Below are 24,807 nucleotides of genomic sequence, written 5' to 3' on the forward strand. Positions count from 1 at the left end.
CTGCAATATCTAACAACACAGACCCATTTGAGCTAGGTGTAACTAATGCAGTATAAACTTGTGCACTTGTGGTATTAAAGTCACTTAAAACTGCATTTGTTGCTGAAATATCTGATAGTTCAAAACCTGTTACATCTTCAGTAAACGTAATTGTTGCTGTAAATGCGGAATTAACTGGACCTGAGTCACCTGAAATTTCAACACTTGGACTTTCACCATCAAACTCAACTGAATATTGCGCTGCAACCGCATTACCATTTGATGCGCTATCAACTGCAACATCTGCTGCAATATTTAAAGCAACTGTACCACTTGAGCTAGGTGTTACTAATACAGTATAAACTTTCGCGCTTGTGGCGCTAAAATCACTTAAAGATGCATTTGTGGCTACGATATCTGATACATCAAAACCTGTTACATCTTCAGTAAACGTAATGGTTACTGTAAAAGCTGAGTTCTCAATACCTGGAGGGCCAGATATGGTTACATCGGGTTCAGTTGTATCATAGTTAACAATTATTGAATCATTAGTATTACCATTAGCAGCAGTATCAACAGCAATATCACTCGCGACACTTACGGTAACATCACCTTCTGCACTAGGCGTAATCAACGCAGTATAAATGGGCGCTGCGCTATCATCAAATGTGTTTGCACTACCATTAATGACAGATATATCTGTTAAATCAAAGCCTGTAACAGCTTCATTAAAGTCAAAACTTACTGTGAAAGCTGCATTTGTATTTGATACGGACGTCATAGACAGCGGAGGTTTGGTATTATCAAAAGTAATACCAACAGATTGCTCTGCATTCCCATTACCAGCTACATCCGCTATTGTATTTTCAGCTAAAGTAACAGTAACAGGACCATCGGCTAATGGAGTTACCGTAACATTAACGCTATTACCATTAGTAACTGAAAAACTAGATAAGCTGGCATTAATAGCAGAAAAGTCACTTTGAGTTAAACTCATAGACTCTGTTTCAGCAGTGAAGTTAACCACCATAGTAAAGCCCGTATTTTGAGTGTTACCATTTTCTGTGGCTGATATAGCAACTTGAGGCTGTGTATTATCAACATTAAATGATGTACTTTGCTCTGATTCTATAGAGCTACCCGCATTATTTAGCGCCGTGCCCGCATCTATTGAAATGGCTAAAGTACCATCACCAGTAATGTTTGATAAAGTAACAGTTGGTGTAGTAGTCGAGCCAGAAGTAACGCTAATCGATGCTGCTGCCGTACCAGTAGTTATAAGATTAACCTTACTATCTATTAAATTAACTGAATCGGCATTTGTATACGTCACAACATAACTTACAGGCCCTGTATTTGCATCTGTAACTGTTGGAGAGCCTATTGATATTACAATTTCATCTACCGAATTTATTACGATAATAGAATCGGTACCCGCGTCTGCGCTAATAGCCAAGCCGTTACTTAGACCTGTAATAGATGAAGATGTGCTTTGAATTATTTGCTGGCTCGTTACGCTACCAAAAAGCACACTGCTTGTAATAGTACATGTTTCACCAATTGCTAATGCTCCAGCTGAATAAGTTAAAGTAGAAAAACCATTTCCAGATAATGTGCCTCCACATTGACTGCTAGTTGATATGCTAGCCATTGAACCAGATAGAGCACTATCAAAATCATCGGTAAAAGCAATGGAAGTTAATGCATCAGAACCAATATTTGTAAGTTCATAAGTTACATCTGAACTAGTGCCACCAGCAACAAAATTATCAACAAAAGTTTTAGTAACTTGTAAGGGAGTTTCTAACTTTAGAGTACTTACGAGTGGTTCATCTATAATTGCGGCACCAGCTGTATAAGATAAATTACTTGTGCTTGTGCCATAATCACCATAAGTAGCACTTCCAGGAATTAAAACCTCTAAATCAAAAGTACAAGAATCTCCTGAAACTAAATTCCCACCTGTAAATACCAACGAAGTTGTACCTGTTAGATTCGAACCTGTTCCACACAAATTAGACAAGTCACCACCTCCATATGACATACCTGTCACGCTTGACGTTAAGCTATGTGTAAACCACAGCCCAGTAACATCAATTGGAGAAGTGTTATTAAAAGTATACCTAGCTATTACTGTCCCTCCAGGAATACCAGAAGATAGTAACTCTAAACTTGCCTCCAAGCCAGATACAATTAAATCATCAGATATAGCAGCAGTTGTCACTGACAATCCACCAACAGTTGCGGTAATCGAGGAAGTTGTTCCCGTATGACTACCTATTGCAGCAGGATCAGGAATAAGTAATGCCGTAGTAAAACTACATGATTGCCCTTCACTTAATGTACCACCAGATAAAGTTATAAAACTGTCCCCAGCACTTCCTGCTAAAGTAGAGCCTGAACCACAAACATCATTTAATGGTAAATTTGTTGCGGTTAATCCAGAAAGCGTATTATCTAAATCTAAAGTAAAGCTAATATTTGTAGCATCAGCTATACCACTATAATCACTGTGTGTTAATGTAAACGTTGCGTTTCCAACTTCTGCTGGTTTCACCCCTACAGGCATTTCAAGCAATAATCTTGGTCCGCTCACTACATTAAAACTTGCTGAAGTTATTGGAGATTGTACTGTCGCAGCCGAAACCGTAGATGATGCCTCACTTAAGCTTAAAGTGTAATCACCGCTAGGCAATTCTTGTGGTGTTGGTATGTCAACAGTAAAAGTACAAGAACCATTTGCAGCTAAACTACCACCTGTTAATACAATTCCCTGAACATCAGTATCCAATGTATTTAACGCTAAAGATGAACCAACGCCGCACGGTGGGTTTGGTGAAGGAGGTAATGCAACTGATGTTGGAAATGGCAATACTGGATTAAGGGGTAATGTAAAAGTTGTATCTGTTACCGCTGAAGCAGCAGTATCTGTTATTACAACTTGTAACGAAGTTGTATCTCCTGCTGCAATAGGATTATTTAAAAAAGTTAAAGCTATAGAAGGTGCGCCGGTAATAATTAAGTCAGATGATGCAGTGTTTTTATTAGCATTTGTACCATTTTGTGTAACAGAAATTGGAGATGCTATTAAAGTTTTAGACCCAGGAGTAGCTGATGCAGGAACAATTAAATCTAGGCTAAAAGTACATGAAGACCCTACTTCTAAATTGCCTCCTGAAAAAGACAAACTACCTGTACCACTCCCTGACAGCAAACCTGAACCACACTGATTGACTAAAGTAGAGTTATTCCATATTAGTCCCGATAACACAGAATCTAAGTCTAAAGAAAATGACATATCAGTTGCAGAAAAAGTACGATCAAAATTATTAATAGTAAAATTTAATTTACCTGTAGAACCAGCTGTCACAGCATCTTCAACCCACATATTTAAAAATGGTAAAGAAGCCGTCAAAGTTGTACTAGTACTACCTACGCTTGTAAAATCACTTAGTACATCCCCAGTTATAATATTTTTAACACCAGCTGAAACCACTTTAAGGTTCAATGAAGCACTACAACTCGCTCCTGCGCTTAAAATTGCAAAAGCATCCGAGAAATTATTCCCGCTCAGATCAAATTTTACAGAAGTACTCCCTTCAGTAGATGTAATGTCGGTAGTCGTGTTTGCAGAACCACAATCAGACTCTACATTTGCAAAATCAGATACTTCCAAACCATTTGGCAAAGAAAAATTGGCATCTACATTACCTACTCTAGAAACATTTAAAGTGTTATCAAATGCGAGTGTTAACCTTATATTTTCCCCTACCGTTGCAGATACTTTATCAACGCTAAGACTCGCACCTAACTTACTTGCATCAACAGTTAAATCATCAGTAGCTGTACCTGAATTACCTTCACTTGAAGTTAAATCACCCGTTGTATATGTGTGTGTTCCTACTGTTGAAGAAACAATTGTTACTGTGATAGTACAACTAGAGTTACCAGCTAATTTCATATCAGATATTGTTATGGCACTACCACCATCAACTGCTGTTAAAGTACCGTCCGTACAGGTTGAAGAAGCAATAACTGGAGTAGCTAAACTAGTATTGACAGGTAAAGTTCCCGTAAATGCCATATCGGTTATTGGTGTACCTGTGCTATTGGTAATAGTATGAACTAAAATAGAACGGTTTCCTGAACCTATTGTATCTGGTGTAAAAACGGCTGAAAATGTAGCAGCAAAAACATTACTACAAAAACCAAAAAATACTGATAACATCAATAGTTTAAATATTGGCAAAACATTAAAGAATTTCATATCCATTACTTCTTATAATTATTAAACACGTGCGGCAACTTGACTGTTTACATTTTAGTACATGGGCACCTACTAATACAATCTATTAACAACCATGAATTTTTGTTACCATTTGTTCAACCATAAATTATTTGATTAATTAAAATGATAAAACGCCTAAACACACTGGCTCTAGCCAGTTCATTAATTTTATTAAGTGCCTGCTCAAGCACATCCGATGAGCTAAAAGAAATTAATTCACCACAAATATTTCGTATTAGTGACGGTATAGAGGTAGCTTTGATTGCGCCGATAGGCTTTAACATCACACAAGAACATTATGGCTTTGCACAAGCCGAGAGTTTTTCTCGGATCAAAATATCAGAAGTAGAATCCCCTCTAGCTAACTATTTACCTAGCTTAACCAAAGAAAACTTATTAAAAAATAAATTACAGCTAACCAATAGTGAACAAATAAATGTAAGTGGTGCACTTTGCACATTAATGACTTTAAGACAAAATATTGCTGGCACCTACTTTGAAAAATTATGGTTAATTGCAGGAGATAATTTATCAAGTATACAAGTAGAAGCCAGCTACCCAGAAGGAGCTAATTCGCAACTTAAACAAGCGATTAAAAATAGCTTATTATCTTTATCTGTAGCAACTGAGCAAACTAACCGTTTATATACTGGTTTACCTTTTATGTTTACTAATACGCCTGAATACAAAGTAAAACAACGCTATGCAAACTCTATTGTGCTTTTACCGTTAGAGAAAACAGACAGCCAAGAGTCAATCGTAGTAAGTCACGGTGTAACCAAGCAACCAATTGAAAATATAAAACAGTTATCAGATCACTTTTTAAAGAAAGGCAAGCATTATAAAAATGTAGAAATTTTGAAAAACGAAATGATTAAAATTAATGAGATCTCTGCATTATTAACCACCGCCTATGTAGATTTGAACGAAAAACCAAGCTTTGTATACCAAGTAACCTCATACCAAAAAGAAAAGTTTTTATTACTGCAAGGCCAAACTCCTAAAGAAAATAAAACCCAGTTTAAAAATAAAATTGATGAACTATTAAAACATTTTAAATTTAAATAACATGCTGTAGGCGCTGGTTTATCAGCGCTTTGGTATTTTAATTATGTGCCAACCCTACATAAAACACATTGTAGGTTCGACTTCAGTCGTATTTTTTAGCATTGAAAGTCTTATCGACAATTTCGTCTGTATTTGTATTAATACAAGCGCGAATAAATTCGAACCTGCAAATTGCTAACAACCATCTCATTCGTCATCTTCGAGGTGTTGTATCTAAGACCTTTTTTAAGATCTAAATCAAAAACATAGATTCCCTATAAAACACTTAGGGAATGACGTCGATTAAGATTCGTGTAATAAACCCGACCCATAGGCGCTGATTTATCTGCGCTTTGGTTTTTTATTCTGTGCCAATCCTGCATGAAATACATTGTAGGTTCGACTTCAGTTGTACTTTTTTACATTGAAAGTAAAGCCTCTCCTACAAAATAATATCCAACCCTAGCCCGAATAAATTCAAGCCTATAAATTACTAACAACCCTCTCATTCGTCATCTCCGAAGTGTTGTATCGGAGATCTTTTTTAAGTTCTAAATCAAAAATATAGATTCCCTATAAAACACTTAAGGAATGACGTCGATTAATAATTAAATTTCACAGCCGCCCTGAAATAAAAAACTTTAACTTTTCAGGCAATAAACATACTTTATCACTACAGGCCTGCAAACTAACTTCTATCGATTCACCTAACGGGTTCACATCTTCTAAATCAACTTCAATCGCAAACTGATCTTCAAATAAACTTAAAACCGACTGGCTAAACCCTAATTTTTTACTTAACCCTTTGGGATAATCAATACTTTTAATTAAGCCTGTTGAAGCATTAACTTTGGTGGCTATCAAAAACTTTTGATTTGGCATATTTGAATTAACATGCCAACCAGGTTTCATTTCAAATTTAAAATGTGCTTTTTTACCGACTAATTTAAAAGTAACCTTGCCCTTACCTCTTGCGAAAAATTGCATCGAATCAAAATTACCATTCAACTCATTTAATAGTATTTCATTACTAAAAAAGTGATTTTTAGAGCTATTTATAAAACCTTGTTTAAGCTGAGACACCTGTTTTTTATAATTAACTTTCACGCCTAAACCATTCAATTTAATACCAACATCAGTTAATACTGCATGGGCAGATACAAGCTCGCCATCATCTATTTGGTTATTTAGTTGAACACTATTTCCAGTGTGATCTTTAGCAAATAAATCACTACCACTACGATAAAGGTTTTTTGCGACATTTAACCATTGCACATCATTAGTCACTAAATATAATTTGAGCATTGCAGAAGACAAATAAGCATAATCATCTAACATGGCTTTTCCTGCTAGTTTTCCCATAAATCGCGCTCTAGATAATGCGCCTGAGCCGTAATGCTGCGTTAATAAATACTTTGATAAGCCAATGGCTGATTTTAAGTGTTCAGCTTTACCAAAGCTCTTATAAGCATCTAGATACGCACTTACCATCAGTGCATTCCATGAAGTTAAAACCTTTTTATCTATATGAGGAAAACTGAGTTTTGACTTTAAAGCTAAAAGCGATTTTTTTACCTCAATAGTTTTATTCGATTGACTCTTAACATAAGGAAACTTCAACCCAGCATCATTAAAGACATACCACTCAAATAAATTTAGCTGCCCTTGAGCGATGCTAGACAGTTCTTGATCTGAATATAAATAATAACGCCCCTCTAAACCTGTATAATCAGCGTCAATGGCACTGTAATAGCCACCAGCATGACTTTTTAAAAAGTTATTAACGAAATTAATAGTATCAACCACCACCGCTTTATATCTTTCATCATTAAAAACCAAATACGCTTTACTAAAAGTTGAAATCAATAAAGCTTGGTTATAAAGCATTTTTTCAAAATGTGGTTTCATCCAAATGCCATCGGTAGCATATCGATAAAAGCCTCCATTTATATGATCTCTAATACCTTTATTCATCAAGCTATTTAGTAATAATTCAATTTTAGCTTTTAAGGCTTGATTAGGTGAGCTTTGGTATTGATAAAGCATCAGTTCAATTAACGAAGCACTTGGAAATTTAGGACCGCCAATTAAACCACCATTAATATTATCTATACTGTTAATGAGTTCATTGAGTTTTAAAATAGGTGTTTTTTTATCCCATTGCTTTTCTTCAGTGGTATTATTAGCATTTAACTGTGAAGTGATATTTTTAGCTACTTGCTCAAGTGATTGGGGCCTTTTAGTCCAAATGGTATTTAATCTTTTAAGTGTTTTATTTAATTTATTTTTACCTACATACGACTCAAGCCAAATTGGATCACCTTTAGGTGTTAATACAGCAGTGATAGGCCAGCCAGCACTGCCTTTTATTAACTCTAATGCATTAGTAAAGTATTGATCTATTTCAGGGTTAAGCTCTCTATCAACTTTAATCGATATAAATGATGAATTTAAAATCGCTGCAATATCTGAATCAATAAAGCTTTCTTTTTCCATCACGTGACACCAATGGCAAGTTGAATATCCGATAGATAAAAAGATTAACTGTTTATTGTTTTTCGCTTCAGTAAAAGCCTCATCACGCCAAGGCTGCCAATTAATAGGGTTTACAGAATGGCGTAATAAATAAGGCGACGCTTCAAAAATTAAACGGTTTAAATAATGAGATTCACCTAAAGGTAAATTCGCATTTTCAAGCAAAGAATTAATCACCTTTTCTTGAGATATAAATTCATGCTGCCACTTTATAAATTCAGATTTTTTAATATCCGTAGCAATAGGAGGTAATACCAAAGAGGCAACGGTGCTAATTGAAGTAAATAAAAAAAGAATAAAAAAACATAAATAACGCAAAATATAAATCCATTAATAAAAAACTATTTAATTACAAGCACGACTTATCGACAATTGCTCCCTGCATTGTTCTACTACTTATATCCGTGTAAGCAAATTCGAGCCTACAAATTGCTAACAATGCTATCATTCGTCATCTCCAAAGTGTTTTATCGGAGATCTTTTTTAAGTTCTAAATCAAAAATATAGATTCCCTATAAAACACTTAGGGAATGACGTCGATTAAGGTTAGTGTAATAAATCCAACCTGAAGGCGCTGATTTATCTGCGCTTTGGTTTTCTATGTGTGCTTTCTATCGAAAGGCTAAAGCCTCTCCTACAAAATTACTTTTAAAATATATACCTAGCGCGACTTATCGACAATAGCTCCCTGCATTGTTCTACTACTTACATCCCTGTAAGCAAAACATCTCCTACAAGTTAAATCTTATATTCGATTTTATAGGTTGGCCTTTAGGCTAACGGTTTTAAATGATTTTACACAATCCTTTAATTACACATCCTACATTTCAACAACTAATCTTTGATTCGCTTTAACTTGCTTTAACTGCTTAACATCGCCATTTGGCCAAATTATTTTTAAATCAACCAATTCAAAATCCGCTAAACCAAAATGCTGCTCTTTGGGGTGAACCGACATATAACCATCAGTGCTACGTATTTCACGCCATATAGTATTACCATTAGGCAAGGTAGCTATCACTTTGGCGCCTATGGCGTCTTTTGTTACTTTAAATGAGAGGTTACCCACTAATTTAACCTTTAACCAATTACGACCTTCATCCTTTAAATTATTATCAAACAATACAGCTGGTTCGTGATAGTTATTAATTATAATATCTAAATCACCATCGTTATCTCTATCAAAATAGCTCGCACTACGAGAATTGCTCAATAGGTTTAAGCCTGATTTTTTACTTACATTATTCAATTTACCATTACTATTTTCAAAGAATATATTTTCTTCTTGGGCACTGACTGGCATTAAAGAAGTTTTTGCTTCACCTGTAAGTGGATCTCGGTAATATGGGTTTTTACTACTATATAAATTAAATTCATTCATGCCATTTAAAACATATAAATCGTCGTCTCCATCTAAATCATAATCAAAAAAATCTGCATCCCAAGACCAACCTGTAGATGAATAACCACGACCCACATTGTCACTTAATTGATAGGTTAACTTGCCATTTTGATGTTGAGATATAAACAAATCATTCGCTTCAATCACTTTCATATGAGCTAATTTATCGGCATTAAACTTTAACTTGGTATCTTCATTCGGCAGTACATAGGTTTCGTCTTTATTCATAGTAACAATATTTGAAATATACACATCAGGCATTAAATCAGCATTTAAATCACTAATGCCAATACCCATAGTATAAGAAGGCTTATCTGTGCCTAATTGCTCTGACACCTCTAAAAACGTGCCATTCTTTTGATTGATATAATAAGCATTAACACCAAAGTCATTACCAACAATTACATCTTGCCAACCATCATTATTTAAATCTGTATGTGCAACAGCTTGCGCCCAACCAGAGTGCCCTAAACCAGAGCTTTTAGTTACATTTTTAAACTTAAACCCACCAATATTTTCAAATAATTGATTTGGAGAACCATTACTATTACGGCGTTTTAAAGTAGGTAAATCACCCTTTATAAAATTACCAAAATAAGTGATATATAAATCTAAATCACCATCGTTATCAAAATCAAACAAAGTTGCAGGACCACCAACTAAGTTTTCACCACCCAAGTTTGCAATTTGTGTGACATCTTCAAAGCTTTCACCTTTGATATTTTTATAAACCCTGTGAGTATCATTTACATAAGTGATAATAATATCTTGCCAGCCATCATTATTAATATCGGTAATTAAAGGTTGGCGAACTTCGCCTGGATGTGAATCTTGCGCTCTTAACCAATTAAGGCCAAACGCTTGCGTTTTATCTTCAAAAACACCTTTGCCATCATTAATAAATAACTTATTACCTCTACCACCTAATATCAACACATCAATAAAACCATCATTATTAATATCTTCAGTAGCCACGCCAGAACCACCAAATGCAGGTGGAATAGTAATAATGCCTGTCGAATCATCTTTTTTAATAAAAGAGCGCAATTGACGATTTAACCAATCTGAAGATTTATGCTCAAACTCAATGCCGGCACTCGCTGTAACATCACTAAAATTTGATTTTATATTTTGCTTGGCACTTGAAGATGCTATTTGAATTGACTCAACATTTTTTATTTTAGCCTCTTTATGCAAAGCCACTTTTTTAGCTAATAACTCACTGGCTAGTTTTAAATGCACTGGTTTTAAATATTCTTGACCTCTAAGCTTAGCTTGCTCACCTGCCACTCTCAGTAGTAACACACCGTATTGCGCTATATTTTCAACCATAAGTTCAGCTGAGAATGGGTCTGGCTCAATATAAGTTTTAAAGTTTTTAGCCAATACAGCTTGCATTAAATATTGCCAATGAACGCCAGAATCTCTAAAAGCATCCATATCATAAGATTCTAAATAAACTTGCTGTTGCTTATTTAAATTAGGAAAAAACAATACATCTTCATATTCATTCACTTCATGAGGTATAAATGTTTTAGCAAATTCATGCACTGACTTTTCTGAAATACTAAGTTGATTGTGTGACATCGCATTTTTTTGTGCGCCTGAATATAAACTCGCTGCAAACTCAGTAAGCAATACACCAAAATCCGAAATAATTTTAGATGATTCACCTTCATTTTTAGGCCAACTTACTCTGGCAAAATAAACCTGTAAATTACGCAAAAACAACTGATTGTTAATCTTGTTATAAGCCGCATAAGCGTTAAGCTTTTTATCTGCCATTTTTTTAAGCAAAACAGGATTTATAATTTGGTATTGCGGTTTATTGATTGAATTTTGTTGTGGTGAACTTAAATTAAAACTCGCTAATGACTGCCAAACTGTATTCATATTTTTTACAGTAACAAGCTTTTCATTTTGTACTTTCGCTTTATTATCAGTCACCTTTAAAACAGCCAAAGTATAAAAGTCTAAATATCCTTTAACAACAGCAATCGCATTTTCGGTTAGCGGTAGTAAATCTAATTCAAAATCTAATAAAGCCTCTTGCTGTACCGCTAAAACAGCACGTAATGAATAAGCGATACTGGCATATTGGCGTTTATCTTCTTTATGAATAGTCAGCAGTAAGTCATTTTTAAATGACAACTGCCAATGCTGATTCTCATCTTTGGCAATATTTAAGAATTGTTTTACGACTTGAGAAATATGAGATTTTAAAATGATATCTTCATTATCCGCTTTCGCTAATTCCGACGCTTTAATCCAAATATTTTTAATAAGCTGCTTTTGCAAAATATTTTTAGCAAAACGCGCATCATCGGCAAGCGGTGTTCCAAACATAAAATCTTCAAGACGCGAAGCAGTGGCATAACATTTCGGTTCAGATTTAGACTCAAGCTTATTAATCGCATTTAAAATATCATTAAGGGAATTATCAGTAGCAACAACATTAAAACTAATAAATGAACTCAATAAGCTAACAAAACAAATACTTTTAAAACTTAGCACAACAACACCCTAAAAAAATCAAATCAAATACATTGTCTCTCAAATACAAAGTATTTCCAAATTCATATTTTATAAAATTGTTATACAGAGTTTAAATCACATCTGTATGCCCTAATTTGATTACACCAGTAGGCTCGGTTTTAACCGTGCTTTTGTAGGGTCGAATTTATTCGCGCTTGCCTTAAAAACAATGCAGGGAGCTATTGTCTATAAATCCCGCTTTTGAAGAGCAATACAAATTTAAATCGACGTCATTTCCTAGGTGTTTTATAGGGTTCTCATCACCAAGCTTCCAATTAACAAGCCAAATTACAGCATAAAACCAAAGCGAAGATAAATCAGTGCCTGCGGGTTAAGCTTAAGTCTTGAACTTGTAGGCTAGAATTTATTCGCGCATGTTTTAAAAAATGCATGGAGCAATTGTCAATAGGTCGCACTTGTTAAACAATCCGTCCCTATTTTAAAATATCAACTATAATTAACACTCAAAAATACCAAGGACGGGTATATGAATCAATCTCATTTAGTACGTAAAGGCCGTGTTTCAATACCATTTCATTACTATGTAATTACAGCGGTCACATTTGAACGAAAAAATATATTAAAAAACCATTTAGCAGCACAAATAGCCATTCAAGCTTTATATAATTTGGAACAAAAAGAAGCTATAAAAATAATCTGCTATGCTTTAATGCCTGACCACCTTCATTGCCAATTTCAGCTATTAAATCATTTTTCCTTACCTCAAATAGTTAAACAATTTAAAGGCAGTACAGCATATTTACTTAACAAAACCTCAATATAAAAAATGTATGGCAAAAAGGATATTATGACCACAATATTAGAAATGAAAATGATTTAATAAAACAAGCAAGATACATAGTTGCAAACCCACTACGAGTAGGGTTGGTAAATAACATAGGCAATTACCCATATTGGAATTGTATTTATTTATAAATTAAATACTTAACCCAAAGCACAGATAAATCAGTGCTTTGGGTTAGGCTTAGATGTTAACCCCGTAGGCTCGAATTTATTCGCGTTTTTTGAAGAGCAATACAAATTTAAATCATCGTCATTTCCTAGGTGTTTTATAGGGAATCTCTCACCAAGCTTCCAATTAACAACCCAGATCACACCATAAAACCCAAAGCACAGATAAATCTGTGCTTACAAGTTAAACTCCACCCCATACTCTTTTATATGGGACAGCAATGCTGAAGAGCTAATATCAGCAACATTAATAACATCAAAATAATATGGTAGCACTGATTCTTCATTAAGTAAGTAAGACAATTCATTGATAGTTGAATAGCTTACCGCATCACCTAATATAGCCAGATCAACATCAGATCCGGGCTTATGTGTACCTTTTGCTCTAGAGCCAAACAACACTACGCTTTCAACATCAGAAAATTGCATAACAAACATTCGTATTTCATCAACTTCAGCTTTTGATAGGCCCATTTTATTATTCATTCACTAGCAACTTATTTGTGAATTCAACATAAAAGACTTTTAATAACGGGTAGTAGCGCTGCTTAATATTACTTTCTATCTTTTGTGCTGTGGCTTCATCATAGGTGTGAGTACTTAAATTGCGATCTTTAAGCGCTTCTAACCAAACACCGGCATCTTCAATATACCCATACTGAAAAGCAGTTTTAATAGCATCCCTAGGGCTTTTTACAGTAAAACCCTCCTCTTCTAAAAAGTCTTTTAAAACTTTCCAAGATAACTCAAATGTAACTTCAAAAAACTGAACCATTCCAGCACGCTCAATTACACTTGGACTATCAAGTACAGCACTTTGCTCTAGTAATAAAAAAGAGCGACTAAAGTTTTGAAAGCGTTGCTGCCAACGTAACTCATAATACGTCATAAATACCTACGTGTTAGAACAGAGAAAATGCAATACATCTAATAATAACATAAATAAACTTATTGTATGAAAAAGCACTGATAAATCAGCACCTACGGGTTAGGCTTAAGTATTGAACTTGTAGGCTCAAATTTATTCGCGCTTTTTGAAGAGCAATACAAATTTAAATCATCGTCATTCCATAAGTGTTTTATAGAGAATCTCATCACCAAGCCTCCAATTAACAACCCATACACCATAAAACCCAAAGCGCAGATAAATCAGCGCCTACAGGTTAGGGTTAAGTGCTAAACTTGTAGGCTCGAATTTATTCGCGCTTGCCATAAAAACAATGCAGCTAGTACTAGTCATAAACCACTCGAGCCAAACACCACCAACAATTCATCTCAACCCAAAACTCCTCAGACCAATAAAACAACCATTTCAACTACCAAAAATGTTAATTTTTGTTACAATTGTATTTATATACTCGACAAATTATAAAAGACAGACTGTAAAAATCTGCCCAAAAATAATTATAACTCGGATGAGGAACTAAGATTATGCGTCGTACCGTCATTATTTCACTAGTTACAGCAGGAGTTGTTGCAAGTATTGCAATGCCAAGCATCGCAGAAGAAAATTTATATGCGTTAAAGCAAGTGAAAATGGAAAAGTTATTTCCCGTAAAATCACGAAGCCACATAGATGTTACTCCTATGGAGCATTACGACAAATATCTAATCACCGTAACGGGTGATGGTGGTTTTAGCCATCAATTTGAATCTGAAGTACCCACAATTAGTTTATATGATATGCCAGAACTACCTTACGATGGCAGCTATAGCTACGAGATTAATGCTGTAAGACATGTTGTTGAAATAAAAGACACCATGAATAATGGCCGTAGCGAAGATGCTCGCGGATTTATCAGCATTAAAAATACAGTAAATGGCCAATTTGTTGCACAAAGTGGTGAATTTCAAGTGTTTGAAGACAAAAAAGAACCTCGTAAGATTACATTACCAATTAAACCTGTAAAACCTGTAAAACCAGTCAACCCATTTAAATAAGGTGCACTCATGAAAGCATTAAATAAAATAGCACAAATGAGTGCAGTTTCTCTGGCAATTTTAGCAAGTTTCAACAACATTGCAGATCAAGTGATTCAAGATGACCACATTGTAATAGGAAGTTCTTGTATAGGAGTTGATTGCGCAAACGGAGAATCTTTTGGCTTTGATACCATAAGGCTAAAAGAAAATAATCTTAGAATTCGTTTTGTAGATACTAGCTCAAGCAGCTCTTTCCCTACAGCTGATTGGCAATTAACAGCAAATGAGAGTGGTAATGGTGGGATTAACAAATTTAGCATTGATGATATTGACTCAGGTACAACCCCATTCACAATAATACAAACCGCACCGAATAATAGTTTATATGTCCGAGAAAATGGCTTTATAGGTTTTAACACTTCAACACCTGTTGTTAATTTACACTTAAAATATGGTAACTCTCCAGCTTTACGCTTAGAGCAAGATGGTAGCTCTGGCTTTGCTTCACAAACATGGGATGTTGCAGGAAACGAAACTAACTTCTTTATTAGAGATGTAACAAATAGCTCAAAGATTCCATTAAAAATAACACCTGGCGCAAGTAATAACGCACTATATATTGCTGCTGATGGTGATGTAGGTTTAGAAACAGCATCACCCGATGGCCAATTTGATGTAGCTCATTATAGTAATGCCAATAACCATGCATTTTTAATTGACTCAATAAGTAATGTTGGGATTAACATTGATAATGGGCGAGCGGTAAATGGCTTATTTGATGTTCAAAGTGCAGGTAACTCTAAGTTTTTAGTTCAAAGCGATGGTGATGTTGGTATAAACACAAGCACACCAGACTCAAAATTGCATATTAATAAAGAATTAAATAAAACAAGTTTATTAATCAACACTGATGGTACAGCTAATTCGACAGACTTTATTGTGAGCTCAACCGGGCTGGTGGGTATTGGTACTGATGCACCAAGCTCATTATTGGATATTCAAGATGATGCACCGTCAGTAGTGATTACTGACACTTCGTCTGGCACTGCAGATTTTTCTACTTTGTTAACCCTTAGTAATAATGGTGGTACAAATATGTCGTTTCTTAATCGGGATACAAATGTAAACTGGAGTGCTGGAAGCTCAATAAGTGGTAATTCTTTTTTAATTCGTCGATCTGACTTTGTCGATGCAGACGGTAACACTGATAATGATTATAACCTGAAGATACATGGCGATGGAACTTTGAGTATTAAAGATATTAATGAAGTGGAAATTTTAAAAGCAAACTCTACGACCCTTACAAGTAATGGTACTTTTGTTTCATCATCTAGTCGAACTGTAAAAGAAAATATAACAGCAGTTAACCCTCAAAAAATTCTTAATACATTAAGCAAGTTAACCCTAGCAAAATGGAATTATATCAATGATGAAGATAAGGTTAAGCATATAGGACCGATTGCTGAAGAGTTTTACAGTTTATTCAATTTAGGTAAGGATGAAAAACATATTGCATCTTTAGATACTGCAGGGGTTGCCCTTGCCGCAATCCAAGCACTGAATAACTCCCTTACAGAAAAAGACTCGGAAATTGAAGAGTTAACTGTTAAACTAAGTAATATCGAGAAAAAATTAAATAAGTTGCTTGCAAATCAATAATTGGTATTTTAGGACAATGAATGTCAACTAAATCAAAACATAAAATTGCGATATTACAGTCTAATTATATTCCATGGATGGGATATTTTGACATTATACGCAGTGTTGACACTTTTATTATTTATGATTGCGTTCAGTACACTAAAAGTGACTGGCGCAATCGAAATCAAATACTGATGAATGGAAAAAAAAATTGGTTGACAATTCCTGTCAACTTTTCAAACAAACACCAGTTAATAAATGAAACTCAAGTACCTTCCAGTAATTGGGCCCAGAAACATTATAAGTCTATAAGGCAGTTTTACCAAAAAGCACCGTTTTTTCATTTGTTCGAAAAGGATATTGAGAAGTTATATATTCAAGCAAATGAACTAGTTTACTTATCAGAAATTAATAAGCTATTTATAACTTATATATGCTCTATACTTGAGATTAACACAAAAATAGTTTGGAATTACACACCAATTAAAACTGATAATCCTAACGAGCGGTTAATTAATACCTGCCATGAATTTGAAGCAACCAATTATTTAACAGGACCAAGTGCAAAAAACTATCTTGATACATTTAAGTTCAATTCAAATAAAATCACAGTTGATTGGTTCGATTACCCAAATTATCAACACTACAATCAACTTAAGACAAGCGCCTTTATTCCAAACTTAAGTATTTTTGATACTTTGTTTAATACGGGAAGTTGTCTTTTTACTAAATAGCTTTATCTCAATGAAATCATTACTATCAATAGTTATACCTGTATATAGATCATCTAACACCATCATAGAGTTGGCTTCAAGGGTAGATTTAACTTTAAAAAAAATTAATCAGCCTTATGAAATGATATTTGTTGACGATGGTTCTCAAAATAAAAAAACAGATAGCGCATTAGAATATATTCAACAAACATACTCAGCCAAAATTATTATATTAAGTAGAAACTTTGGCCAACATGCTGCTACTTTATGTGGTTTACAGCAGTCAAAGGGAGAGTATGTCATTACTATGGATGATGATCTACAGCACGCACCAGAGGATATCCCTAAACTACTGCAAGCTCCCTTACATGACATAACTATTGCGAAATTCCCTAATGTTAAGCAATCACTCAAGCGTAGGTTTTTTAGCAAAATAAAAAGCTATTTTGATTTTATTATTATAAATAAACCACTAAAATTAGAGCTTACTTCCTTTAGATTATTTAATCGTTTTACAGTAAATAATATGGATAGAATACAAACAAGCTACCCTTTTATTCCTGCACAAATGCTTTTCATAACTAGGGATATTTCAAATATTGAACTACAACATCATGTTAGAGAAGTTGGCCAAAGCAATTATAACTTTTTTAAATTATTCAAGCTATTTTCAAACCTACTCATAAATAATTCAGTTTTCATGTTGGTTGCTCTAGCAAGGATAGGTTTAACCGCCTCCTTAGTAAGTATATTTTTTGCTTTATATGTTATTTACCAACATTTTTTTAATAGCAGTATTATAGCTGGTTGGACCTCAACTATTGTTGTCATAAGTTTTCTTGGTGGGCTTAATCTATTTGGTTTAGGTATTATCGGTGAATATTTATTAAGAATAGTAAAAAGTACTGAGAGAACACCTTGCTTCATTATTAGGGACATCATAGAAAATGAATAATTTTTTTATAGTCGGAAACTTAAGAACTGGTACAACTTTAATTACAGAGTTATTATCTGAATTCAAAGGTATAACCCTTTTAAACCAACCTTTTACGCAGTTATTTTATGGTGTAAAAGAGCAGTTTCATCAAACAATAAACTATAATGGACCCCAATTACTTTTTAATAACTATGTTAATGAAACAGCTTATACCCCTGAAGATTTCACCTCTTATTTGAATCAAACTCACTTTACAAGTGAAGAACTAATACAATGGTTCTCTAATCATAATAGAGGTCAACTCAGTCCCTTTTCATTAGATATCATCCATAAATACAATATTCAAGGAACTCTTGAAGAAATCATATCCAGTCTAATTACTCACATAAATAGCAATGATAAAGTAATTACACAGGGGTTTAAGCAAGTTCTATGTGAAGAATTCACTCCTTATTTTATAAAAAAAGGTTTTAAAGTGATTCATATTTTAAGAGATCCCCGAGATATGATCTGTTCTGCACGAAGTGGTAATGGCCTTAATTATACAGGAAAAAAGTTGCCACTACTCTATGAGCTTCACAATTGGCGTAAGAGTGTCAGTTTTGCCCTGGTATATGAAAACAACCCAAATGTTGTTGTTGTAAAGTTTGAAGACCTACTTTTAGAACCTGTGAAAGCTTTATCTAGAATACTTAATGTATTAGACAACGAAGTAGATATAAAAAATATACAAACTTACTTAGATTTATTCAAAATACAAGCAAACTCTTCCTTCAATCCATTTAAAGGCCTATCAACAGAGCCTCTTGGCAGATACAAAACACACCTAAGTCAACAAGAAATTGAATATATAGAGGCTATATGTTATTGGGAAATGGCTCTGCTGAGCTATGAGATTAAACAGAAGCCAAATTTACACGCCATAGAGTCATTTAATGAAGATGGCATTATGGGCTTCGATAAGCTGCAAGACTATAACTTTAGATCAATAAACCTTAATTTAGAGATTCAAAGACTTGAACAACCTACTTCAAAAGCTTTTTTTTCAAATGAAATATTTAATAAATGTATGAAAAAATTCGATTATAGCTAAAAATACAGGTTTAGTTAGTTTATAATCGAATTATATTATTTATTAAATAAACTTTGAAATGGCATTAAATAATCATGCAATAATGCTGGGTATGTCTCGTGCAGGCACAACCTATATGTATCATATATTTAGTCAACATCCAGAATCTTTCGTCCCAATAAAAAAAGAAATTGGATTTTATTCCCATCACTATCAGAATGGTCTGCAATGGTATGAAGGCTTTTTTAAACAAGCAAAACATAAAGAGAAAACTATTGATATATGCGGTGTATACTTTAGCGTAGATGCATCCTTAGATAGGCTCATAAATACAGATAAAAACACAAAATTCATCTTATGCTTAAGAGACCCATATGAATGGATTTTTTCACTTTACGAACATTACGACAAACAATTTAAAATACCGAGATTTTCAAACTTTCTTGATGGTTGTGTAATTAATCGTGAAAACACATCGTTTCAACTTAACTTTAATAACAATCAGATATCTGAAAAAATCAGAAAATATCAAGCTGAATTTGGTGATCGTCTGTTTATCTATGATTTTAACTACTTTCAATCAAATCCATTAGCTGTAGTACAGGCTCTTGAAAAATTCCTTAACCTAAAACCACATTTTAATTCTGAAAATATTATTACTGAGAAAGTAAATGTTAGGGGAGCTAGTAATTTATCAATGTTATATAAGATGTTAAATAAATCTGGTTTAAGTAAGTTAATTACAACGATACTACCCAAACCATTAGTTGTAGAAACAAGAAGATTTATTGAGCGTAGAGCTACTAAAAAAATAAAAAAAATACAAAAAGAATATACCGATATTGAACATAATAAAGTAAAAGACATGTTCAATGCTGACCACCAATTTTATAATGAAATATTTAAAAATAGCCCAATAATTGATGGTAATGGCCGTGCGTTCAAACAATAAAATCAAGCTGTTGTTACCCTTTGTTTTTATTTGTTTAATATTTAATTTTGTAGATATAGATGCATCTAAAATAATAAGTAATATTGAAGAGACTAATAAACCAATTTTATTCTCATCAATATTAGTGTTTATATTTATTTTTTATGCACAGACCTTAAGATTCACTTATCTGTTTCCCTACAAAATCTCTTCAATAGGCTTATTTCAATTGAATTTAGCATCACAGTCTTTGAATTTAGTTTTGCCAGGGCAAATATCATCAGAAATCTATAAGTTTATAAAGCTTAATAAGCTCTCTAAATCAAAAGAGTTGACTGCTTTTACCCTAGTTATAGATAAGGCACTTGGCTTTACAGCATCAATAGGGTTTGGAATTGGTTGTATATACTTCGGCAATATACTTTTCCCTCAGCTTTACCCGCTTCAATTTAATTTCTTATATTTATTCTTTGTTATAATATTTATCCCTTTTATACCTGCTTGCAAGAAACATTATCAAAAAATAACAAATAAGCTAAACCTGAGAACATGGTTAAAAAAAGTAAAATGGAGGGGGTTAGTATTAATGACATTAGCTTCAGCTATATTAAGAGCTGCACGCTTTTATTTACTTGCATTATCACTTAATATTGAATTAAATATTTATGGATGCTTTGTACTAGTTGCTTTAACACAAATGAGTATTTTTATTCCTTCAGTTTCAGGCAGTTTAGGTGTTCTCGAAGGCATATTAATTTTCAGCCTCAGCTTATTAAATATAAGCACCGATGAAGCTCTAGTGTTTTCCATCTTGAACAGATTGAGTATTATACTTATCGGTTGCTTTGGCGCCGCCATCTTTATATTGAAAAAAAAGGAGTATTGTGGACATACAGAAAAAAGAAGGACTTTATAACCATCATATCAGTATGGGTAATTAAACCTATAATTTAATTATCAAAGGATCGCATTTCCACAATCATTGGGGTTGAAATGGCTACAGGCCAATACTTTAAAACATAAATTAAAAATGTTTTTTTTAAAAACAAATAAGTATACCAAAACACTTTGCTGGACTGCCGATTTCGATAATAACTATCTTTCTCTAAACGGCAAAAGGCATCATACAAAACCCCTTTCCTGCCACTCATATTAAGCTGATTGTCTTTAGCGAATCTACATAAATCAAAATAAGTAATAAAATTTAAAGATTCCCATATATTTTTTTTCTGATTCACCTTTTTAGAAAAAAAATAACTAGTCAGTGCAGGAAACCTCTTAATAACAGGGAGCTGTAAATGGGGCTCATAAGGTATAACATAATTAGGGCAACCATGAACCATTAAGCCTTTTTCATCTAAAACTGTTTTCATCCCTAGTAAATTAGCAGTTAAAGGCTTCATATGCTCAATAACATTATTACTAAATATTAAATCAAAAGTGCCATTATGCTCTTTAGTTAACTTATCGGCCTCAATGTTTATAACGGATAACTTAAGATAACTATAGTGTTCTAAAACTATTTTCTGCGCTGTAGAGAAAAGATCGAACCCCCCAGAAAATGGCTCCAAAGCTGTCACGATATACCCTTCAGAACGTAAAAATAAGCTAAAAAAACACAAACCTGCACCAACTTCCAAAATAACTTTGTTCTTATCCAAATGTCTTTCAATAAGTGTTAGAGCAACACGAGTTTCATTAATATAGGTATTCAAGTAATAAATACTTTCACTTGCAGTCATATCTGATTGCTCAACTAATCTAGCAACTAACTTCTCAAGTGGGATCTTATTTATAAAAATCTCTAGCCTTTCTCTCAATTTACACCTCTTTAAAGGGGACGTTTTTAACTGTTAAAATTGATTGAATTGACTGGAAGATATATTCTTGCATATCCTCAGTCATTTCAACCCATAAAGGTAATCGAATAAGCCGCACACCAAATTTTTCAGTCACGGCCATTGAACCACAAACCTTAGTGTATTTAGTTCCAGCAGGAGATTGATGCAAAGGTACATAATGAAAAGTGCATGTTATACCCATTTTTTTTAATTGCTCCAATACAAACGAACGGCTTATGGATTCATCTAAATTAAGATAATAAATGTGCCCATTATGTTGGCAACCATCAGGCACATAGGGGCGTTGCACAATACCTAACAACTCTAACGGCTCAAATAACTGATGGTAATTTTGCCATAAAGTTAATCTATTTTTCACTATCTCTTGAGCGTGTTCAAGTTGAGCCCATAAAAAAGCTGCAATTGATTCACTGGGTAAATAAGATGATCCTATATTTCTCCAAGTATATTTATCAACTTCACCGCGAATGAACTGACTGCGATCTGTTCCTTTTTCCCTAATCATTTCTGCTTTAGCTATTAATAAGGGGTCATTAACTAATAAACACCCACCTTCACCACTAATTATATTTTTTGTATCATGAAAGCTATAACAACCTAAGTCTCCGATAGAGCCTAAAGCCTTCCCTTTATAACTTGATAAAACACCTTGGGCTGCATCTTCTATTACTCTTATGTTATATTTTCTGGCCAGTGTCATTATAAAGTCCATTTCACATGCCACTCCGGCATAATGAACCACAACAATTGCTTTCGTTTTACTTGTTATCGCACTCTCAATTAAATTTTCATCAATATTTAATGTATCACTTCTTACATCAACGAAAATAGGTACTCCACCACGAAGTACAAATGCATTTGCTGTAGAAACAAATGTATAGGAGGGCATAATAATTTCATCATCCTCTTTAACATCTAGTAATATTGCTGCCATTTCAAGCGCTGCGGTGCAAGAATGTGTCAATAGTGCTTTATTTGTTTTAGTTTGTTCCTCTAACCATTCATGGCACTTATCAGTAAATGACCCATCACCTGAAAGCTTTAAGCTTAGCAAGCTCTGAGTGATATACTTTGATTCATTACCAGTTAAATATGGTTTATTAAAAGGAATAGTATTGCATTCATTTAGACTCAATTTACAGGTCTCCAAAGCTCTTGTTTTTCATTTCTATATCCAGTTATGACTTCACCTACTTTTTGATAGTTTTTATAAAAATCGATGCCTAACTTTTCAAAAATGAGCATGTCTAATGCTCCCCGCCCTTGAGGAGCAATTAAAACCCAAGCGTCTTTTAAAACATGTGTTTTTTCTTGACTCAATACGTTTAAAGCTGCTTCATCAGACCCTTTATACCAACCGAGTAACCAAGCTTTTCTTATAGGCTTCCCATTTAAAATAAATGATATTAAAGGTGTTCCACCTGTCATATCAATAATATTCGCCCCCTCAACCCAACCAGATTTTAACGCTAAATACTGCAATTTAGTAATATAATCGGCTGTAATTTTATCGACTTTTAATGTAGTTGGGTTACCTAAAAAGGTCACTTCATAATTATTTTCAGCTAAAGGGCTGATTATTCGGTAAGGTTTACTAATGGCGCTTTTTAGTATTAACGTACTAGTTATTAATATAATGAAAGTTACTAACCAAGTGATTACCTTATTATTATTTTTTAAGTCGGAATTTAAGCTACTTATATATGCAGATAAACCAAAAAAAACAAATGCTTGAGTAGAGCTTTTCAATACTCCATTTGACGACCCAAAACCATACGCAAATGCAAAGCATAAAAATAATAGAGGTAGTAATAAATGAGGCAACTCTCGGTGTATGGAAACACTTTGAAATAGAAAAGAATTTGCTATTTGACAAAAGATTATAATTAAAACAAAAATGGTAATGTCTAATCCAAGGTTAACTCTCGGTGTAGAGATACCATACCAGCTACCCTCGAGCAATAGCTCAAACCATGCAATTACAATAATCATAGCCAAAAAATAATGATTAACATTACGAGTAACCAGTGATGATGAAGTACTAAAAAACTTACCGCATGAATGAAATAAGACCAGAGATATTAATAAAGTTAATGAGAAAGGAGTTTTCCCCACTAAGTAGCTAGGAATATTAATGAATTCATTTATACTTTTACCAAAAACATCAATAAAGACAGTTTCAACTCCTCTAAGCGTACTAGCATACTCTCTAGCTTCTTTTATTCGCTCTATAAACTGAATCAAACTCAACTCAAAAAAAGTTAAATGCAAATAAAAAAACATGAAAGAAAAAAATATAAGGGTCACATTTATCTGCCCCCATTTATATCTTAACTCGCTAAAAGTTATACATCCAAAAACAATCAGGCCTAGCATTAAACCCGTCGTAGGTTTTGATAGCCCTGATAATCCCCCCCCAACTGCAATACAAATTAGATATAACCAAATTTTTAATTTCCATATTCTTGTTATTTTTAAATATTCAGTATGAATTAGGATCCGGATTAAACCATTGGCAACTAGTAAACACCCTAATAAATTTAACCAATTATATGATGGAGTAGGAATCCACCACCAATAGAATACAAGTAAAGAGCCAAGTGCTATAACGTAACCATTAAACTTCTTCATGAAAGAAGCTTCTTTGTTATAATAGAAATTCAATACAGCTTCGACTAGAAAAAAACTTAAAATAATTAAAATGGCTAAACTTACTATTCTAAACGCAATCAAATTATTAAAAGACAATTTCCAGAGAAGTGCCGCATAATGATTAAATTGAGTTGTAGAAATATAATGCTCGTAGCTATTTGCAATGCTTACTATATAAAAACCTTCATCAGTTAAATCAATCCCTTTATCTAAGTGCATTAATACCATTAAGAAACAGCTTACCCCTAATGTTAAAGTCGGTAAATAAAGGAAAAAAAGATGCATTTTATTAATGGTTTTATTATTTGTATTCTCCAT

The 24,807-nt window shown here is 33.6% G+C and carries 17 protein-coding genes; 9 read left to right on the forward strand and 8 right to left on the reverse strand.

Annotation, left to right across the window (positions count from 1 at the left end):
• Positions 1 to 4,246 (reverse strand): Ig-like domain-containing protein (locus KO527_RS20410; RefSeq protein ID WP_216042108.1); only part of this gene is annotated, 4,246 nt, incomplete at its 3' end.
• A 144-nt stretch (positions 4,247 to 4,390) separates the two neighbouring features.
• Between KO527_RS20410 and KO527_RS20415 the strand changes: the two genes are divergently transcribed.
• Positions 4,391 to 5,335, forward strand: coding sequence for a hypothetical protein (locus KO527_RS20415; RefSeq protein WP_216042109.1), 945 nt, complete (start codon positions 4,391 to 4,393; stop codon positions 5,333 to 5,335).
• A 594-nt stretch (positions 5,336 to 5,929) separates the two neighbouring features.
• Here KO527_RS20415 and KO527_RS20420 read toward each other — a convergent pair.
• Complete coding sequence (locus tag KO527_RS20420) at positions 5,930 to 8,167, reverse strand: DUF255 domain-containing protein (RefSeq protein WP_216042110.1); 2,238 nt, start codon at positions 8,165 to 8,167, stop codon at positions 5,930 to 5,932.
• Positions 8,168 to 8,669: 502 nt separating this feature from the next.
• Positions 8,670 to 11,765: a CRTAC1 family protein gene (locus KO527_RS26470; protein ID WP_216042111.1), complete on the reverse strand. Its 3,096-nt coding sequence runs from the start codon at positions 11,763 to 11,765 to the stop codon at positions 8,670 to 8,672.
• Between the two features lie 508 nt (positions 11,766 to 12,273).
• Between KO527_RS26470 and KO527_RS20430 the strand changes: the two genes are divergently transcribed.
• Positions 12,274 to 12,570: a transposase gene (locus tag KO527_RS20430; protein ID WP_216042112.1), complete on the forward strand. Its 297-nt coding sequence runs from the start codon at positions 12,274 to 12,276 to the stop codon at positions 12,568 to 12,570.
• Positions 12,571 to 12,935: 365 nt separating this feature from the next.
• Here KO527_RS20430 and KO527_RS20435 read toward each other — a convergent pair whose 3' ends face one another.
• Positions 12,936 to 13,244, reverse strand: coding sequence for a nucleotidyltransferase domain-containing protein (locus KO527_RS20435; protein WP_252733928.1), 309 nt, complete (start codon positions 13,242 to 13,244; stop codon positions 12,936 to 12,938).
• The gene (locus KO527_RS20440) at positions 13,237 to 13,647 is read right to left on the reverse strand and encodes a nucleotidyltransferase substrate binding protein (protein WP_216042113.1); all 411 of its coding nucleotides are present in this window, start codon (positions 13,645 to 13,647) and stop codon (positions 13,237 to 13,239) included. The genes KO527_RS20435 and KO527_RS20440 overlap by 8 nt, the downstream gene beginning before the upstream one ends.
• 542 nt (positions 13,648 to 14,189) lie before the next feature.
• Here KO527_RS20440 and KO527_RS20445 point away from each other — a divergent pair.
• From KO527_RS20445 to KO527_RS20475, 7 genes are read left to right on the forward strand one after another with little or no spacing between them, the layout of a single operon-like run.
• On the forward strand, positions 14,190 to 14,699 hold the full coding sequence (locus KO527_RS20445; RefSeq protein WP_216042114.1) for a hypothetical protein: 510 nt from the start codon (positions 14,190 to 14,192) through the stop codon (positions 14,697 to 14,699).
• A gap of 9 nt (positions 14,700 to 14,708) precedes the next feature.
• A complete protein-coding gene (locus tag KO527_RS20450) occupies positions 14,709 to 16,340 on the forward strand; it encodes a tail fiber domain-containing protein (protein ID WP_216042115.1) in 1,632 nt (543 codons plus the stop codon).
• 20 nt (positions 16,341 to 16,360) lie between these two features.
• Positions 16,361 to 17,056 carry a WbqC family protein gene (locus tag KO527_RS20455; RefSeq protein ID WP_216042116.1) on the forward strand — a complete coding sequence of 232 codons (696 nt, stop codon included), beginning with the start codon at positions 16,361 to 16,363 and terminating at the stop codon, positions 17,054 to 17,056.
• 10 nt (positions 17,057 to 17,066) lie between these two features.
• Positions 17,067 to 17,990, forward strand: a complete 924-nt coding sequence (locus KO527_RS20460; protein WP_216042117.1) for a glycosyltransferase family 2 protein — start codon at positions 17,067 to 17,069, stop codon at positions 17,988 to 17,990.
• Positions 17,983 to 19,065, forward strand: a complete 1,083-nt coding sequence (locus KO527_RS20465) for a sulfotransferase domain-containing protein (RefSeq protein WP_216042118.1) — start codon at positions 17,983 to 17,985, stop codon at positions 19,063 to 19,065. The genes KO527_RS20460 and KO527_RS20465 overlap by 8 nt, the downstream gene beginning before the upstream one ends.
• A gap of 58 nt (positions 19,066 to 19,123) precedes the next feature.
• Positions 19,124 to 19,996 carry a sulfotransferase domain-containing protein gene (locus tag KO527_RS20470; RefSeq protein WP_216042119.1) on the forward strand — a complete coding sequence of 291 codons (873 nt, stop codon included), beginning with the start codon at positions 19,124 to 19,126 and terminating at the stop codon, positions 19,994 to 19,996.
• Positions 19,980 to 20,891 carry a lysylphosphatidylglycerol synthase transmembrane domain-containing protein gene (locus tag KO527_RS20475; RefSeq protein WP_216042120.1) on the forward strand — a complete coding sequence of 304 codons (912 nt, stop codon included), beginning with the start codon at positions 19,980 to 19,982 and terminating at the stop codon, positions 20,889 to 20,891. The genes KO527_RS20470 and KO527_RS20475 overlap by 17 nt, the downstream gene beginning before the upstream one ends.
• A 34-nt stretch (positions 20,892 to 20,925) precedes the next feature.
• Here the strand turns inward: KO527_RS20475 and KO527_RS20480 are convergent, their stop codons facing one another.
• From KO527_RS20480 to KO527_RS20490, 3 genes are read right to left on the reverse strand one after another with little or no spacing between them, the layout of a single operon-like run.
• Positions 20,926 to 21,795, reverse strand: a complete 870-nt coding sequence (locus KO527_RS20480) for a methyltransferase domain-containing protein (protein ID WP_216042121.1) — start codon at positions 21,793 to 21,795, stop codon at positions 20,926 to 20,928.
• Position 21,796: 1 nt separating this feature from the next.
• Positions 21,797 to 22,972, reverse strand: a complete 1,176-nt coding sequence (rffA, locus tag KO527_RS20485; protein WP_252733932.1) for a dTDP-4-amino-4,6-dideoxygalactose transaminase — start codon at positions 22,970 to 22,972, stop codon at positions 21,797 to 21,799.
• A complete protein-coding gene (locus KO527_RS20490; protein ID WP_216042122.1) occupies positions 22,969 to 24,807 on the reverse strand; it encodes a hypothetical protein in 1,839 nt (612 codons plus the stop codon). The genes rffA and KO527_RS20490 overlap by 4 nt, the downstream gene beginning before the upstream one ends.

The organism is Pseudoalteromonas sp. C2R02 (genome assembly GCF_018860845.1).
Lineage (GTDB): Bacteria > Pseudomonadota > Gammaproteobacteria > Enterobacterales > Alteromonadaceae > Pseudoalteromonas.